At 61.0% G+C, this 16,104-nt stretch carries 14 protein-coding genes; 5 read left to right on the top strand and 9 right to left on the bottom strand.

Features of this window, described 5'->3' with window-relative positions; translation table 11 throughout:
- Positions 1-3: 3 nt before the first annotated feature.
- The 8 genes from rseP to rpsB all read right to left on the bottom strand — a co-directional run bounded on the left by rseP (position 4) and on the right by rpsB (position 7,483).
- Positions 4-1,356, bottom strand: a complete 1,353-nt coding sequence (gene rseP / locus C4K39_RS05820) for a sigma E protease regulator RseP (protein ID WP_124345852.1) — start codon at positions 1,354-1,356, stop codon at positions 4-6.
- A 49-nt stretch (positions 1,357-1,405) separates the two neighbouring features.
- Entirely contained in the window at positions 1,406-2,596 is a 1,191-nt protein-coding gene (gene ispC, locus C4K39_RS05815; RefSeq protein WP_124345851.1) for a 1-deoxy-D-xylulose-5-phosphate reductoisomerase, read from the bottom strand.
- Entirely contained in the window at positions 2,593-3,399 is an 807-nt protein-coding gene (locus C4K39_RS05810) for a phosphatidate cytidylyltransferase (RefSeq protein WP_068580420.1), read from the bottom strand. Before C4K39_RS05810 ends, ispC begins: the two co-directional genes overlap by 4 nt.
- Positions 3,399-4,154, bottom strand: a complete 756-nt coding sequence (uppS, locus tag C4K39_RS05805) for a polyprenyl diphosphate synthase (RefSeq protein ID WP_068580422.1) — start codon at positions 4,152-4,154, stop codon at positions 3,399-3,401. Before uppS ends, C4K39_RS05810 begins: the two co-directional genes overlap by 1 nt.
- A gap of 16 nt (positions 4,155-4,170) precedes the next feature.
- Positions 4,171-4,728, bottom strand: coding sequence for a ribosome recycling factor (frr, locus tag C4K39_RS05800; RefSeq protein WP_124345850.1), 558 nt, complete (start codon positions 4,726-4,728; stop codon positions 4,171-4,173).
- Complete coding sequence (gene pyrH / locus C4K39_RS05795; RefSeq protein WP_007924076.1) at positions 4,725-5,468, bottom strand: UMP kinase; 744 nt, start codon at positions 5,466-5,468, stop codon at positions 4,725-4,727. The genes frr and pyrH overlap by 4 nt, the downstream gene beginning before the upstream one ends.
- A gap of 208 nt (positions 5,469-5,676) precedes the next feature.
- A complete protein-coding gene (tsf, locus tag C4K39_RS05790; protein WP_022642576.1) occupies positions 5,677-6,543 on the bottom strand; it encodes a translation elongation factor Ts in 867 nt (288 codons plus the stop codon).
- 202 nt (positions 6,544-6,745) lie between these two features.
- Positions 6,746-7,483: a 30S ribosomal protein S2 gene (rpsB, locus tag C4K39_RS05785; protein WP_058434568.1), complete on the bottom strand. Its 738-nt coding sequence runs from the start codon at positions 7,481-7,483 to the stop codon at positions 6,746-6,748.
- 405 nt (positions 7,484-7,888) lie between these two features.
- On the opposite strand from rpsB, the gene map reads away from it, so the two are divergent.
- Genes map through dapC form a run of 3 tightly spaced genes read left to right on the top strand, consistent with a single transcriptional unit; the run spans position 7,889 to position 12,661 of the window.
- Positions 7,889-8,671, top strand: coding sequence for a type I methionyl aminopeptidase (gene map, locus C4K39_RS05780; protein WP_068580424.1), 783 nt, complete (start codon positions 7,889-7,891; stop codon positions 8,669-8,671).
- Positions 8,672-8,719: 48 nt separating this feature from the next.
- Positions 8,720-11,422, top strand: coding sequence for a [protein-PII] uridylyltransferase (locus C4K39_RS05775; RefSeq protein WP_068580427.1), 2,703 nt, complete (start codon positions 8,720-8,722; stop codon positions 11,420-11,422).
- A 39-nt stretch (positions 11,423-11,461) separates the two neighbouring features.
- A complete protein-coding gene (gene dapC, locus C4K39_RS05770) occupies positions 11,462-12,661 on the top strand; it encodes a succinyldiaminopimelate transaminase (protein WP_124345849.1) in 1,200 nt (399 codons plus the stop codon).
- 121 nt (positions 12,662-12,782) lie between these two features.
- Here the strand turns inward: dapC and C4K39_RS05765 are convergent, their stop codons facing one another.
- Entirely contained in the window at positions 12,783-14,429 is a 1,647-nt protein-coding gene (locus C4K39_RS05765) for a Na+/H+ antiporter (protein WP_124345848.1), read from the bottom strand.
- A gap of 288 nt (positions 14,430-14,717) precedes the next feature.
- On the opposite strand from C4K39_RS05765, the gene C4K39_RS05760 reads away from it, so the two are divergent.
- Together C4K39_RS05760 and dapD are read left to right on the top strand one after the other, a co-directional pair.
- Positions 14,718-15,026, top strand: coding sequence for an arsenate reductase (locus C4K39_RS05760; RefSeq protein ID WP_241108959.1), 309 nt, complete (start codon positions 14,718-14,720; stop codon positions 15,024-15,026).
- Between the two features lie 33 nt (positions 15,027-15,059).
- Complete coding sequence (dapD, locus tag C4K39_RS05755) at positions 15,060-16,094, top strand: 2,3,4,5-tetrahydropyridine-2,6-dicarboxylate N-succinyltransferase (RefSeq protein WP_068583804.1); 1,035 nt, start codon at positions 15,060-15,062, stop codon at positions 16,092-16,094.
- Positions 16,095-16,104 lie beyond the last annotated feature (10 nt).

The following is a 16,104-nucleotide window of genomic DNA, read 5'->3' as shown; positions in this document are numbered from 1 at the left end:
GCATTACAGACGACCCAGATCGTTGACCAGAGCAAGCAGCATGACTCCGACCACCAAGCTGATACCGATCTGTACCCCCCAACCTTGCACCCGATCCGACAAGGGACGACCACGCGCCCACTCGATCAGATAAAACAGCAAATGCCCCCCATCCAACACCGGGATGGGCAACAAATTCAGAACGCCCAGGCTAATACTCAGATAAGCAAGGAAATTCAAGAAATCAGCAATGCCCGACTGGGCAGAAGCGCCCGCCACTTTAGCAATGGTTATCGGTCCACTCAAGTTTTTTACCGAGAGCTCGCCGAACAACATTTTCTTCAGAGATTCGAGGGTCAGGACACTCATGGTCCAAGTACGCCGGGCACCTTCGCCGATCGCCTCGATCGGCCCATAACTGACCTCGCGAAGCATCTGTGGCGGCCAATCCACGGCCTTCACACCAGCGCCCAAGTATCCATTTGGCGCCTTGCTTTCGCCGCGACTGGACAGGGTTACAGGGATGTCGAGTTGAGCGCCATCGCGCTCGACATGCAGCACGACTTTGGCATCCGGGCGCACGCGCACCCAATCGACGACCTGCTGCCAGTCATCCAGGGGCTTGCCATCAAGCGCCAGCAGGCGATCGCCTGTTTTCAGACCAGCGGCCTGGGCCGGCCCTTTCGGGTCCAGCTCCGCCAGGACCGGCGGCAAGGCAGGACGCCAAGGACGAATCCCCAGGGAACGAATCGGATCCGGCTCATCGGCTCCCTTGAGCCATTTGTCCAGAACCAGTTGGCGCGACGAATCCGCGGTAGCCCCTTGCTCCCGGACCACCAACTGCAAGGTTCCACTCTCGCCAAGACGCCGTACCAGCTGCAGGTTCACCGCCGCCCAACCGGAAGTTGGCTCACCGTCGATGGAGACGATTTCCTGACCTGAGCTCAAACCAGCCTTATCGGCGAGACTACCGATCTCGACCTCGCCAATGACCGGCTTGACCTGCTGGCTGCCCAGCATCGCCAGGGCCCAGAAGAAAACCAGCGCCAGGAGGAAGTTGGCAATGGGGCCGGCAGCGACAATAGCGATACGCTGACGAACGGACTTGCGATTGAAGGCTTGGTCGAGCTCACCGACGGGCACTTCACCCTCACGTTCGTCCAGCATCTTCACGTAGCCACCCAGGGGGATGGCGGCGATAACGAACTCGGTACCCTGACGATCGCTCCAGCGAACCAGAGGCATGCCGAAGCCCACGGAGAAACGCAGCACCTTGACGCCACAACGCCGGGCGACCCAGAAGTGACCGAATTCATGGAAGGTGACCAGCACGCCCAGGGCTACCAGGGTGCCGATAATCATATAGAGAGCGCTCATCTACTTTCTCCGCAATCCTATTCGCCGTCACTCGTGCGGGTCGCGAATCCTATCGCCCGTTACGTTGCAGCCATTGTTCAGCCAGGACCCGAGCCTTGGCGTCCGCCGCGAATACTGCGTCCAGCTCATTGACTGCGACCGCAGCCTCGCGGCTCAAAACCTCGTCGATGATACTCGCGATTTCCAGATAACGAATACGCTGATCGAGAAACGCCGAGACAGCCACCTCGTTGGCGGCATTCAACATTGCCGGCGCACTGCCCCCGGCCTCGGCCGCCTGGCGCGCCAGGCGCAGACAAGGGAAGCGCTGCTCGTCAGGCACTTGGAAATCCAGGCGCGCAATGGCGAACAGATCCAACGGTGCCACCCCGGAGTCAATACGTTCCGGCCAGGCCAGGGCATTGGCGATCGGGGTGCGCATATCAGGATTCCCCAACTGCGCCAGCACCGACCCATCGACATAATCCACCAGCGAGTGGATCACACTTTGCGGGTGCACGACCACCTCGACCTGTGCAGGACGAGCATCGAACAGCCAGCAAGCCTCGATCAGCTCCAGGCCCTTGTTCATCATGCTTGCCGAATCCACCGAGATCTTGCGCCCCATGGACCAGTTCGGATGGGCACAAGCCTGCTCCGGCGAAACGTGCTCAAGCTCGGCCAGTGGAGTCTGGCGAAATGGGCCGCCCGACGCGGTCAGGAGAATCCTCCGCACGCCAACCTGACTCAAACCACGGGAAAAGTCTGCTGGCATGCATTGAAAGATCGCGTTGTGTTCACTGTCGATCGGCAGCAGCACCGAACCGCTGCGCTTTACCGCCTGCATGAACAACGCGCCGGACATCACCAGCGCTTCTTTATTGGCCAGAAGGATCTTCTTGCCCGCGTGCACGGCCGCCAGAGTCGGGCGCAAGCCTGCAGCACCGACAATCGCAGCCATCACGGCATCGACTTCGGGGTCAGCTGCGACATCACAAAGCCCCTGCTCGCCTACCAACACACCCGTTGGCAAACCGGCCGCCCGCAACCCCTCCTCCAGGAGCCTGGCTGCCGCCGCATCAGGCACCACCGCGTAACGGGGTTCATGACGTACACATAGCGCCAACAACTCGGCCAGACGGCTGAAACCTGTTAGAGCGAACACCCGATAACGGTCAGGATGACGAGCGATGACATCCAGCGTACTCAGGCCAATGGAGCCGGTGGCCCCCAGCACGGTAATCTGTTGCACGGCATTCACGGCGCAGCCATCCACAGCAGCACGGCAAATACCGGGATAGCTGCCGTCAGGCTGTCAATACGATCCAGGACACCGCCATGACCCGGCAGCAGGTTGCTGCTGTCCTTGATACCAGCCTGGCGCTTGAACATGCTCTCGGTCAGGTCGCCGACCACCGAGATGAAGACCACCACAGCCGCCCCCAGCAACCCCATGAAGAGCTGCGCAAAACTCCAACCACGCACCAAGCCGACCACTGCGGTGATCACCAGGCACAAGGCCAGGCCTCCATACACACCTTCCCAGCTTTTGCCTGGGCTGACTTGCGGGGCCAGCTTGCGCCTGCCAAAGGCCTTGCCCGAAAAATAGGCACCGATATCCGCCCCCCAGACCAGTACCATGACCGCCATGATCAACCAGTTACCCATAGGAAGCTGCTTGATGAAGACCAACCCCTGCCAGGCCGGCAACAGGATCAACAGGCCGATCAGCAGCTTGGGGGCTGCGCCAGACCACTGCTCGCGAGTGCGCGGATAGGTCAGCACCAGGAACGTCGCCACTCCCCACCACAGCACCGCCGCTCCCAAAACCCAAGGCGCAACGCCCGGAACCAGGTGCATCAGGAACAGCAAGGCCGCCACCACCAGCGCATAGAGCACTCGAGCCGGCTGCGCGTCAAAACCTGCCAGGCGCGCCCACTCCCAGCCTCCCAGAGCCACGACCAAGCCAATGAACAAGGCAAAGCTGGACCCTTCGAGCAGGAAAAAACCGCACAAGGCGATTGGCAGCAAAACCAGCGCAGTAATGATTCGTTGTTTAAGCATTAACTCCGGGCTCCAGCCTCGACCTGCTCGCTCGTCTTACCGAAGCGCCGCTGGCGAGATGCGTAATCGGCCAGCGCATCGCGCATGGCATCGTGTTTGAAGTCCGGCCAGAACAGGTCGGAGAAGTACAACTCGGCATAAGCCAGCTGCCACAACAGGAAGTTGCTGATGCGGCGCTCGCCGCCGGTACGGATACACAAGTCCGGCAGCGGCAGGTCGCCAGTGGCCAGACAGGTCTGCAGCAGTCCCGGGGTAATGTCTTCCGGGCGCAAATGACCGGCCTGGACCTCACGCGCCAGGCGCTGGGCAGCCTGGGCGATATCCCACTGCCCACCGTAATTGGCAGCGATCTGCAGGATAAAACGATCACTGCCAGCCGTAATGGCTTCAGCTTCACGCATCGCAGCCTGCAGCTCAGGGTGAAAGCGCGAACGGTCGCCAATGATCCGCAGGCTGATGTTGTTGTCGTTGAGGCGCTTGGCCTCACGACGCAACGCCTTGAAGAACAGGTCCATCAAGGCGCTGACCTCATCAGCTGGGCGCTGCCAGTTTTCACTGGAAAAGGCAAACAGGGTCAGAACCTCGACCTTGGCCTCGGCACACACTTCGATGACTGCACGTACCGCGTCAACACCCGCCTTGTGCCCGGCAACGCCCGGCATGAAGCGTTTTTTTGCCCAGCGGTTGTTTCCGTCCATGATGATCGCGACGTGGCGCGGCACCGAAGACGGCACAGGCTGTTTGGTCTTTTCCATGAAAACGTCCTGATCCTTATACGGCCATCAGGTCTTTTTCTTTTTCCTCGGTCGCCTTGGCGATCTGGCCCTCGAACTCCTTGATCAGCTTGTCGATTTCGGCACCTGCGCGGCGCTCCTCGTCCTCACTGATAGCCTTGTCCTTGGACAGTTTCTTCAGCTCGCCCAAGGCATCGCGGCGAATGTTGCGCACTGCAACCCGGGCATCCTCAGCGGCGGCACGCGCCTGCCTGGTGAAGCCCTTGCGGGTCTCCTCGGTCAGCGGCGCCATCTTGATCAGCAGCAGCTCACCCAGGTTGGTCGGGTTGAGGTTCAGGCCGGCACTGCCAATGGCCTTGTCGATCGCCCCCAGCATGTTGCGCTCGAATGGCACGACCTGCAGGGTTTGGGAATCTTTTACAGTAACGTTGGCGACGCCGCTCAACGGAGTGTCGGCACCATAATAAGGCACCATCACGCTGCCCAGGATGCTTGGATGCGCCTTGCCAGTACGGATCTGGCCAAATGCATGGGCCAGGGACTCCAAGGACTTCTTCATGCGCTCCTGAGCGTCTTTCTTGATTTCGTTGATCATTGTTCGCCTTCCTCGATCAGGGTTCCTTCAGCGCCACCATGCACGATGTTCAGCAGGGCGCCGGGCTTGTTCATGTTAAATACGCGCAATGGCATCTTGTGGTCGCGGCACAGGCAGATAGCCGTCAGGTCCATCACGCCCAGCTTGCGATCCAGCACTTCATCGTAAGTCAGATGATCGAACTTCTCGGCATGCGGGTCTTTGAACGGATCTGCGGTGTAAACACCATCGACCTTGGTGGCCTTGAGCACGACATCGGCGTCGATCTCAATGGCCCGCAGGCAGGCTGCAGAGTCGGTGGTAAAGAACGGGTTACCAGTACCAGCCGCGAAAATTACCACCTCTTTGGAGTTCAGGTGGCGCATCGCCTTGCGACGGTCATAGTGATCGGTCACGCCAACCATGGAAATAGCCGACATCACGATGGCCGAGATATTCGCACGTTCCAGCGCATCGCGCATGGCCAGGCCGTTCATCACGGTGGCCAGCATTCCCATATGGTCACCGGTGACCCGATCCATACCGGCAGCACTCAAGGCGGCACCACGGAACAGGTTGCCACCACCAATCACCAGGCCGACCTGGACGCCGATGCCAACCAGTTGACCGACCTCCAACGCCATGCGATCCAGCACCTTGGGGTCGATCCCGAACTCTTCCGAGCCCATCAGGGCCTCGCCGCTAAGCTTGAGTAGAATGCGTTTATAGCGAGCTTGATAACCACTGCCCTGCTGAGCCATTGCGAATCTCTCCTGCGGCGTATTTAAAAAATTCTTTGCGGACTGTTTTCAGTCAGCTTTCACTCTAGCTTGACGCTGTCACAGCGCCATCAGAACACGACTTTGCGGGCCGGTTCCGGGAGCGGGAAACTAAATTGCCCCGCCCATTTGAAAAGAGGCTGCGCGCGTGAGCGGGCAGCCTCTTTCGGGCGACAGTTGTAAAACCGTCTTACTGTTGCTTGGCAGCAGCCAGTTGTGCAGCAACTTCTTCGGCGAAGTTGTCTTCTTTCTTCTCGATGCCTTCGCCTACGGCGAAGCGAGTGAAGGAAACGATTTCAGCGCCGCCTTTCTTGGCCAGAGCACCAACGGTGACTTCTGGATCCTTGACGAAAGCTTGCTCAACCAGGCTGGCCTCGGCCAGGAACTTGCTGATACGACCAGCGATCATTTTTTCAACGATGTCGGCTGGCTTGCCTTTCATCTTGTCTTCGTTCAGCTGCAGGAAGACGCCTTTTTCGCGCTCGATGGCTTCGGCGGAAACTTGCGATGGCAGCAGGAACTCAGGGTTGCTGGCAGCTACGTGCATGGCGATGTCTTTGGCCAGTTCTACGGAACCGCCTTTCAGGACAACCGCAACACCGATCTTGTTACCGTGCAGGTAAGTACCGACCACGTCACCTTCAACGCGAGCCAGACGACGGATGTTGACGTTTTCGCCAGTCTTGCCAACCAGGATCAGGCGATCAGCTTCTTGAGCTTCGATCAGCGGAGCTGCATCGGTCAGCTTGTCAGCGAAGGCTTTTTCAACGCTGGCAGCGACGAATGCCTTGAAGTCATCCTGCAGAGCCAGGAAGTCGGTCTGCGAGTTAACTTCCAGCAGAACGGCGGCTTTACCGTCGTCCTTGATGGCGATAGCGCCTTCAGCAGCAACGTTGCCTGCTTTCTTGGCAGCCTTGATCGCGCCGGAAGCACGCATGTCATCAATGGCTTTCTCGATGTCGCCGCCAGCCTTGGTCAAGGCTTTCTTGCAGTCCATCATGCCTTCGCCGGTACGCTCGCGCAGTTCTTTAACCAGCGCTGCAGTAATCTCTGCCATTTTCAAAATCCTCTTGGATAGGTTTTCAACCATTCCACCCGATCGAACGGGCGCTCAATTCTTGGGCACTACCCCGAATCACTTCATAGCAGCCGCGCATTACAGAAACTGTCGGGGCGCTACGACGAAATGATTTTCGAGTTGGCAAAAAGGGGGCCAAGCCCCCTTTTTGCGTACTGAGTAAACGCTAAGCGTCAGTTACTCAGGCTTCAGCCGCCGGTGCTGCAGCTTCTTCGAACACTTCGGTGCCGCCAGCAACGTTGTTGCGACCACGGATCACGGCATCAGCCATCGAACCCATGTACAGCTGGATGGCGCGAATGGCGTCATCGTTACCTGGGATGATGTAGTCAACGCCTTCTGGGCTGCTGTTGGTATCGACAACGCCGATGACCGGGATACCCAGCTTGTTGGCTTCGGTGATCGCGATGCGCTCGTGATCAACGTCGATTACGAACAGCGCGTCAGGCAGACCGCCCATGTCCTTGATACCACCCAGGGAACGATCCAGCTTTTCCAGATCGCGAGAGCGCATCAGCGCCTCTTTCTTGGTCAGCTTGGCGAAAGTACCGTCTTCAGCCTGGACTTCGAGGTCACGCAGACGCTTGATCGAGGCACGGATGGTCTTGTAGTTGGTCAGCATGCCGCCCAACCAGCGGTGATCGACGTACGGCGAACCGCAACGTGCTGCTTCTTCAGCAACGATCTTGCCAGCGGAACGCTTGGTGCCGACGAACAGAATCTTGTTCTTGCCCTGGGCCAGACGCTCTACGAAGGTCAGAGCCTCGTTGAACATTGGCAGGGTTTTTTCCAGGTTGATGATGTGAATCTTGTTGCGCGCGCCGAAAATGTACTTGCCCATTTTCGGATTCCAGTAACGGGTTTGGTGACCGAAGTGCACACCGGCCTTCAGCATATCGCGCATGTTGACTTGGGACATGATAGTTCCTTAATAAGTCGGGTTAGGCCTCCACGTATCCCAATGACCAACCAACAGCTTAGGCTGAGGGCACCCAGGTCATCGTGTCGACACGTGTGTGGGTTTGTGCTTTTCGAGGTCATCCCCGGAAAGCGGCGCATTTTATACCACAGCAAGGGCGAAAACGGAACCCGGATTCACACCCACCGATCAGCCTGTTCTTTTGCACGGCCATTGGGTTCGCCTCAAATGCAACACTGTATAGAAGCAAGCGCCGGCAGAACCTCAGATTTAGGCCGTGCCTCTGTTAGAATCTCATCTTTGCGGCTTCTGAAACCTCGCTGTCCAGTCTCGGGCCGAGCCTTGGGCAGGCGAGTTTTCTAGCCATTCCGTGTTTACCGCGCCCTGAGCGTCAAGAGAGCCTGTATGACCGTCACCCTCAAAACTCCCGAGGACATCGCTAAAATGCGTGTCGCCGGCAAACTGGCCGCCGAAGTGCTGGAAATGATTGCCGAGCATGTCAAACCCGGCGTCACCACCGAAGAACTGGACCGCATCTGCCACGACTACATCGTCAACGTGCAGGGTGCGATCCCGGCCCCCCTGAACTACAAGGGCTTCCCGAAGTCCATCTGCACCTCGATCAACCACGTGGTGTGCCACGGTATTCCCAACGAGAAGCCGCTGAAGGACGGTGACACCCTGAACATCGATGTCACCGTCATCAAGGACGGCTACCACGGTGACACCAGCCGTATGTTCCACGTCGGCACCGTACCCGTCTGGGCCGAACGCCTGTCGCAGATCACCCAGGAATGCATGTACAAGGCCATCGAGCTGGTCAAGCCGGGCTGCCGCCTGGGCGATATCGGCGAAGTGATCCAGAAGCACGCGGAAAAGAACGGCTTCTCCGTAGTTCGCGAATTCTGCGGCCACGGCATCGGCAAGGTATTCCACGAAGAACCACAGATCCTGCACTACGGTCGCGCGGGCACCGGCATGGAACTCAAGGCTGGCATGACCTTCACCATCGAACCCATGATCAACCAGGGCAAGGCCGACACCAAGGTCCTGGGCGACGGCTGGACCGCCATCACCAAGGACCGCAAGCTGTCGGCGCAGTGGGAACACACGCTGCTGGTGACCGAGACCGGCTACGAGATCTTTACCTTGCGCAGCGACGACACCATTGCCCGAGTGTCCGCCTGACCCAACACGCCGCGTCCCGACCTTATAGATAGAAAGGAAAGCCAATCGATGCCGCAGGTGGATCCCGAACTCTTCGACCGCGGCCAGTTCCAGGCGGAACTGGCCCTGAAGGCCAGCCCCATCGCGGCCTTCAAGAAAGCCATCCGCCAGGCACGGGAAGTGCTCGACAACCGCTTTCGCAGCGGTCGGGAAATCCGCCGGCTCATCGAAGATCGCGCCTGGTTCATCGACAACATCCTGCAAAAGGCCTGGGATCAGTTCAAATGGAGCGAAGAGGCCGACATTGCCCTGGTGGCTGTCGGAGGCTACGGTCGCGGCGAGCTGCACCCCTATTCGGACATCGACCTGCTGATCCTCCTGGACCAGGCCGATCATGAAATCTTTCGCGACTCCATCGAACGCTTCCTCACCCTGCTCTGGGACATTGGCCTGGAAGTCGGGCAAAGCGTGCGTTCGGTGGACGAGTGCGCCGAACAGGCCCGCTCGGACCTGACGGTCATCACCAACCTGATGGAAAGCCGCACCATCGCCGGCCCCGAGCGCCTGCGCCAACGCATGCTGGACGTCACCAGCACCGAACACATGTGGCCAAGCAAGGATTTCTTCCTCGCCAAGCGCGCGGAACAGAAGGCTCGCCACCACAAGTACAACGACACCGAATACAACCTGGAACCCAACGTCAAGGGCTCGCCCGGCGGCCTGCGCGATATCCAGACCATTCTCTGGGTCGCCAGGCGCCAGTACGGCACCCTGAACCTGCGAGCCCTGGCGGGAGAAGGATTCCTGCTGGAAAACGAGAATGCGCTGCTGGCCGCCTCCCAGGAATTCCTGTGGCGCGTACGCTACGCCCTGCACATGCTCGCCGGACGCGCCGAGGACCGCCTGCTGCTCGATCACCAGCGCTCTATCGCCTCCCTCCTGGGGTTCGAAGGCGACGACGCGAAGCAGAGCATCGAAAGCTTCATGCAACAGTACTACCGCGTGGTGATGAGCATCGCCCAACTGAGCGACCTGATCATCCAGCACTTCGAAGAAGTGATCCTCGCCCCGGAGGATGCCGCGCCAGTACAACCGATCAACGCGCGCTTCCAACTGCACGATGGCTATATCGAGGCGATCAACGACAACGTGTTCAAGCGCACGCCGTTCGCCATGCTGGAGATCTTCGTGCTGATGGCCCAGCACCCGGAAATCAAGGGTGTGCGCGCCGACACCATCCGCCTGCTACGTGAGCACCGGCACCTGATCGATGACGACTTCCGCCACGATATCCGCAACACCAGCTTGTTCATCGAACTGTTCAAATGCGAGATCGGCATCCATCGCAACCTGCGCCGGATGAACCGCTACGGCATTCTCGGACGCTACCTGCCCGAGTTCGGCTTCATCGTCGGGCAGATGCAACACGACCTGTTCCACATCTATACCGTGGACGCCCACACGCTGAACCTGATCAAGCACCTGCGCAAGCTGCAGTACACGCCCATTTCCGAGAAATTCCCGCTGGCCAGCAAGCTCATGGGCAAGCTGCCCAAGCCGGAGCTGATCTACCTGGCTGGCCTCTATCACGACATCGGCAAGGGCCGTCACGGCGATCACTCGGAAATCGGTGCCGTGGATGCCGAGGCCTTCTGCATCCGCCACCAACTGCCACTGTGGGACACCCGGCTGATCGTGTGGCTGGTACAGAACCACCTGGTGATGTCCACCACGGCCCAGCGCAAGGACCTGTCCGATCCGCAGGTGATCCACGACTTTGCCCAGATCGTGGTGGACCAGACTCGCCTGGACTACCTCTACGTCATGACCGTGGCCGACATCTACGCCACCAACCCGACCCTGTGGAACTCCTGGCGCGCCAGCCTGCTACGCCAGCTCTACACCGAGACCAAGCGCGCCCTGCGTCGCGGCCTGGAAAACCCGGTGGATCGCGAGGAGCAGATCCGCCAGACCCAGAGCGCAGCCCTGGACATCCTGGTACGCAATGGCACCGACCCGGACGAAGTGGAACAACTCTGGTCGCAACTGGGGGACGACTATTTCCTGCGCCATACCGCCGGCGACGTCGCCTGGCACAGTGACGCCATCCTCCAGCAACCGGCCGACGGCGGCCCGCTGGTGCTGATCAAGGAAATCACCCAACGCGAGTTCGAAGGCGGTACCCAGATCTTCATCTACGCGCCCGACCAGCACGACTTCTTCGCGGTGACCGTGGCCGCCATGGACCAGCTCAACCTGAACATCCATGACGCCCGGATCATCACCTCCAGCAGCCAGTTCACCCTCGACACCTATATCGTCCTGGACAACGACGGCGAATCCATCGGCAATAACCCAGAGCGGGTCGAGCAGATCCGCAAGGGCCTGACCGATGCCCTGCGCAACCCCGACGACTACCCGACCATCATCAAGCGCCGGGTGCCGCGCCAACTCAAGCACTTCGCCTTTGCTCCCGAGGTGACCATCCACAACGACGCCCAGCGTCCGGTGACGGTGCTCGAGCTCAGCGCTCCCGATCGCCCAGGCCTGCTGGCGCGCATTGGCAAGATCTTCCTGGAATTCGACCTGTCGTTGCAAAACGCCAAGATCGCCACCCTGGGCGAGCGCGTAGAAGACGTGTTCTTCATTACCGACGCGCACAACCAGCCCCTTTCCGACCCCCAGCTGTGCAGTCGCCTGCAGGATGCGATCGTCAGCCAGTTGAGCGTCAGCCATGAACCGACTATCGAAATGACCCGCCTGAGCATCTGACAGGTCATGAACCGACGCTTTGATTGAGACCCCGCATCGATGAACAACGCTCTGAACCAGTTGCAACCTTACCCGTTCGAAAAGCTCCGCGCCTTGCTCGGCGGCGTCATTCCCAACCCTGGCAAGCGGCCCATCGCCCTATCCATTGGTGAACCCAAGCACCGTTCGCCGAGCTTCGTCGCCGAGGCCCTGGCCAACAACCTCGACCAGATGGCGGTGTACCCCACCACCCTGGGCATCCCCGCCCTGCGCGAAGCCATCGGCGCCTGGTGCGAGCGGCGCTTCGGCGTACCGGAGGGCTGGATCGACCCGGCGCGTAACGTGCTGCCGGTGAACGGTACCCGCGAGGCGCTCTTCGCCTTCACCCAGACCGTGGTCAACCGTGGCGAGGACGCCCTGGTGGTCAGCCCCAACCCGTTCTACCAGATCTACGAGGGCGCAGCCTTCCTGGCCGGAGCCAAGCCGCACTACCTGCCCTGCCTGGACGAGAACGGCTTCAACCCGGACTTCGACGCGGTACCGGCCGAGATCTGGCAACGCTGCCAGATCCTGTTTCTGTGCTCGCCGGGCAACCCCACCGGCGCGTTGATTCCGCTGGCGACCTTGAAGAAGCTGATCGCCCTGGCCGATGAGCATGACTTTGTGATCGCCGCCGACGAATGCTATAGCGAACTGTATTTCGACGAGCAATCGCCGCCGCCCGGCCTGCTCAGCGCCTGCGCCGAGCTGGGCCGCAAGGACTTCAAGCGCTGCGTGGTGTTCCACAGCCTGTCCAAGCGCTCCAACCTGCCAGGCCTGCGCTCGGGCTTCGTCGCCGGCGATGCCGAGATCCTCAAGGGCTTCTTGCTGTACCGCACCTACCACGGCTGCGCCATGCCGGTGCAGACCCAACTGGCCAGCGTCGCCGCCTGGAACGACGAAGTCCACGTGCGGGCCAACCGTGCGCTGTACCGCGAGAAATTCGATGCGGTATTGGCAATCCTTACACCAGTGATGGACGTGCAGCGCCCGGACGGCAGCTTCTACCTGTGGCCGAACGTGGCCGGTGATGACGCAGTGTTCTGCCGCGACCTGTTCGAACAGGAACACGTGACCGTGGTCCCGGGCTCCTATCTTTCCCGCGATGTGGACGGCACCAACCCCGGCGCCGGCCGCGTGCGCATGGCCCTGGTGGCACCACTGGCCGAATGCGTCGAGGCCGCCGAGCGGATTCGCGATTTCGTCCAGCGCCACAAGTAATATCACGAACCTGTAGGAGCGAAGCTTGCTCGCGATGAACGATAACGCGGTGCATCAGGTGCATTGCGCCGTCTGTATCGCGGGCCAGTCGGATCGCCGCCCGCTCGCTCCTACACCAGCGTCACTTCACCTGCCCCAGGTTCGCCTCGCTCAAATCCAGTTCCGCCAGCACTTCACGCAACACATCGTCGCCGATCTGATGCTGGCGGCTCAGTCGATACAGCTCCAGCCGTTGCGCCCGCAGGGCCTTGAGCCGCAGGCGCCGCTCCAGCAAGTCCATCTGCTGGGCCAGGGCCTGGGCCTCGGCAGAATCGTTGTAGACCTCCAGCTGGTGCCGATACTCGGCCATCAACCGGCCCTTGAGCTCGCTGCTCAGGGCGGCCTGGGCGGCATCCGGAGCCTCGCCGGACTCGGCGACCTCCTCGGCTTCGAGCGCATGGATCGCCGCCTCGGCAGTCTTGCGCCAGGCATCGCGCACTTCACCCCGACGCTTGTCGTCAGGGCTCTTGACGATGCCACGCAGCAACAGCGGCAAGGCGATGCAGGCCGCTACCAGGGACAGCAGGATCACCCCGGCGGCAATGAAGATCAGCAGGTCACGTTCGGGAAAGGCTTCACCCGCGCCCAAAAATAGAGGCACCGACATCACGCCGGCCAGCGTCACCGCCCCGCGCACCCCGCCCACGGTCAGCAGCCAGCAGGAGCGCGCGGTGGGCACCAGGGTCAGCTCGCCCTTGCCGCGCCAGCGCCGCAGCAGGCCCGACAGGCGCCAGATGCTCTGCACCCAGATGAAACGCAGCACCAGCAACACCAGGAAGATTGCCACCACATCCAGGCAGCGATAGGCCAGGGTCGGCCAGAGTGAAGTCTCGTGGCTGACCACCGCCTTGATGATGTCCGGCAGTTGCAGGCCCAGCAGCAGGAAGATCAGGCCGTTGAAAGCGAACTCCAGCAACGACCAGACACTGCGATTGAGCAGGCGGGTGCTGGTCTGGCGCGGCAGCAGGTCGAGCCAGCTCTGCATCATCCCCGCCGCCACCGCCGAAAGGATGCCCGAGGCCCCCAGGCGCTCGGCCAGCACATAGGCGGCGAACGGCAGCAGCAACATGAACACCACGTGAGTTGCCGGATCGTCCCAGCCACGGGCGATCATCCAGGCCCGCAGGCGTCCCACCAGCCAGCTCAGAGCCACGCCCACTGCCAGGCCACCCACCGCCACCAGGACGAAAGTCAGGCTGGCATTGGCCAGGGAAAATACCCCGGTGACCGCCGCCACCAGGGCGAACTTGAAGGTCACCAGGCCCGAGGCGTCATTCATCAACGCCTCGCCCTGGAGCATGTGCATCAACGGCGTCGGCAGGCGATTCTGGGAAATCGCCGAGACCGCCACGGCGTCGGTAGGCGACAACACCGCCGCCAGGGCGAAGGCCACCGGCAAGGGGATGGTCGGCAGCAGCCAGTGGATGAAATAACCGGCACCGACCACGGTAAACAACACCAGCCCCACGGCCAGGGTCAGGATCGGGCCACGCAAGCGCCAGAACTCGCGCTTGGGCATGCGCCAGCCATCGGAAAACAGCAGCGGCGGCAAGAACAGGAACAAGAACAGCTCCGGGTCCAGGGCCACGTGCAGGCCCAGGGTCGGCCAGGCCAGCAGGGCCCCGGCACTGATCTGCACCAGGGGCAGTGGCAGTGGAATCACCCGCCCGACAAGACGCGAGAGGCTCACCAGCATCAGCATGATGAGGACGGTATAGGCGGTTTGCATAAAGCGGGGTTCCTGGTTCGGACTTTCAGAACAGACACACAAACGCGGCAACAATTCGCCGCAGAAGTGCCATATTAGCCCCTTAAGCTGCACTCACACCGCTGCACGAAAGTCGCAACGCCCAGGTCCGCGCAACACAATGCGACAAAGCCCCGCCGCCGCCGACGCCTAAGCGCCGCCGTCGTGGCATAATCCCGGACCTTTGATTACCAGCACTCCAGAGGGGGCAATTCCTTGACCGCTTCAAGCAAAACGTTGCACCTTTTCGGCATCAAGGCCTGCGACACCATGAAGAAGGCGCGCACCTGGCTCGATGAACACGCTGTCAGCTATGACTTCCACGACTACAAGACCTCCGGCATCGATCGCGAGCACCTGAACCAGTGGTGCGCCGAGCACGGCTGGGAAGTGGTGCTGAACCGCGCGGGTACTACCTTTCGCAAGCTCGATGACGCCAGCAAGGCCGACCTCGACCAGGCCAAGGCCGTCGAACTGATGCTCGCGCAACCGTCGATGATCAAGCGTCCGGTGCTCGACCTCGGAAACAGAACCCTGATTGGCTTCAAGCCAGACCTTTACGCAGCGGCGCTCAAGTAAGCCTGCTCAATCAATTTCGCAAGAGGTAACTGCATGTCCACTACCCTGTTCAGCCTGGCATTTGGTGTCGGCACCCAGAACCGCCAAGGCGCTTGGCTGGAAGTGTTTTACGCAGCACCGCTGCTCAAGCCAGCCGCTGAAATCGTCGCCGCCGTAGCGCCGATCCTCGGCTACAGCGAAGGCAACCAGGCCATCACCTTCAGCACCACCCAGGCCGCGCAGATGGCCGACGCCCTCAAGGGTATCGACGCCGCCCAGGCCGCCCTGCTGACTCGCCTGGCCGAAAGCCACAAGCCCCTGGTCGCCACCCTGCTGGCCGAAGACGCCCAGCTGACCAGCACCCCCGAGGCCTACCTCAAGCTGCACCTGCTGTCCCATCGCCTGGTCAAGCCCCATGGCCTGAGCCTGGCCGGCGTGTTCCCGCTGCTGCCGAACGTCGCCTGGACCAGCCAGGGCGCCATCGACCTGGCCGAACTGGCCGAGCGCCAACTCGAAGCACGCCTGCGCGGCGAACTGCTGGAAGTGTTCTCGGTGGACAAGTTCCCGAAAATGACCGACTACGTCGTGCCAAGCGGCGTGCGTATCGCTGACAGCGCACGGATCCGCCTGGGCGCCTACATCGGCGAAGGCACCACCGTGATGCACGAAGGCTTCGTCAACTTCAACGCTGGCACCGAAGGCCCGGGCATGATCGAAGGCCGCGTATCGGCTGGCGTGTTCGTCGGCAAGGGTTCGGACCTGGGCGGCGGCTGCTCCACCATGGGCACCCTGTCGGGTGGCGGCAACATCGTGATCAAGGTCGGCGAAGGCTGCCTGATCGGTGCCAACGCCGGCATCGGCATCCCGCTGGGCGATCGCAACACCGTGGAATCGGGCCTGTACGTGACCGCCGGGACCAAGGTGGCGCTGCTGGACGAGAACAACCAGCTGGTCAAGGTCCTCAAGGCCCGGGAACTGGCCGGCCAGCCTGACCTGCTGTTCCGTCGCAACTCGGAAACCGGCGCGGTGGAGTGCAAGACCCACAAGTCGGCCATCGAGCTGAACGAAGCGCTGCACGCTCACAACTAAGCGAGCCCAG

The organism is Pseudomonas sessilinigenes (assembly GCF_003850565.1).
Taxonomy (GTDB): Bacteria; Pseudomonadota; Gammaproteobacteria; order Pseudomonadales; family Pseudomonadaceae; genus Aquipseudomonas; species Aquipseudomonas sessilinigenes.
Note: the sequence above shows the minus strand (reverse complement) of the source record. Positions and strands in the feature narration are given on the sequence as shown.

What these genes read in the sequence shown, in the direction of transcription:
- rpsB (WP_058434568.1), bottom strand. Translation starts at nt 7,483, where the DNA reads ATGTCCCAAGTCAACATGCGCGATATGCTGAAGGCCGGTGTGCACTTC.
- C4K39_RS05810 (WP_068580420.1), bottom strand. Translation starts at nt 3,399, where the DNA reads ATGCTTAAACAACGAATCATTACTGCGCTGGTTTTGCTGCCAATCGCC.
- uppS (WP_068580422.1), bottom strand. Translation starts at nt 4,154, where the DNA reads ATGGAAAAGACCAAACAGCCTGTGCCGTCTTCGGTGCCGCGCCACGTC.
- map (WP_068580424.1), top strand. Translation starts at nt 7,889, where the DNA reads ATGACCGTCACCCTCAAAACTCCCGAGGACATCGCTAAAATGCGTGTC.
- rseP (WP_124345852.1), bottom strand. Translation starts at nt 1,356, where the DNA reads ATGAGCGCTCTCTATATGATTATCGGCACCCTGGTAGCCCTGGGCGTG.
- C4K39_RS05775 (WP_068580427.1), top strand. Translation starts at nt 8,720, where the DNA reads ATGCCGCAGGTGGATCCCGAACTCTTCGACCGCGGCCAGTTCCAGGCG.
- frr (WP_124345850.1), bottom strand. Translation starts at nt 4,728, where the DNA reads ATGATCAACGAAATCAAGAAAGACGCTCAGGAGCGCATGAAGAAGTCC.
- C4K39_RS05760 (WP_241108959.1), top strand. Translation starts at nt 14,718, where the DNA reads ATGAAGAAGGCGCGCACCTGGCTCGATGAACACGCTGTCAGCTATGAC.
- C4K39_RS05765 (WP_124345848.1), bottom strand. Translation starts at nt 14,429, where the DNA reads ATGCAAACCGCCTATACCGTCCTCATCATGCTGATGCTGGTGAGCCTC.
- tsf (WP_022642576.1), bottom strand. Translation starts at nt 6,543, where the DNA reads ATGGCAGAGATTACTGCAGCGCTGGTTAAAGAACTGCGCGAGCGTACC.
- dapC (WP_124345849.1), top strand. Translation starts at nt 11,462, where the DNA reads ATGAACAACGCTCTGAACCAGTTGCAACCTTACCCGTTCGAAAAGCTC.
- dapD (WP_068583804.1), top strand. Translation starts at nt 15,060, where the DNA reads ATGTCCACTACCCTGTTCAGCCTGGCATTTGGTGTCGGCACCCAGAAC.
- pyrH (WP_007924076.1), bottom strand. Translation starts at nt 5,468, where the DNA reads ATGGCTCAGCAGGGCAGTGGTTATCAAGCTCGCTATAAACGCATTCTA.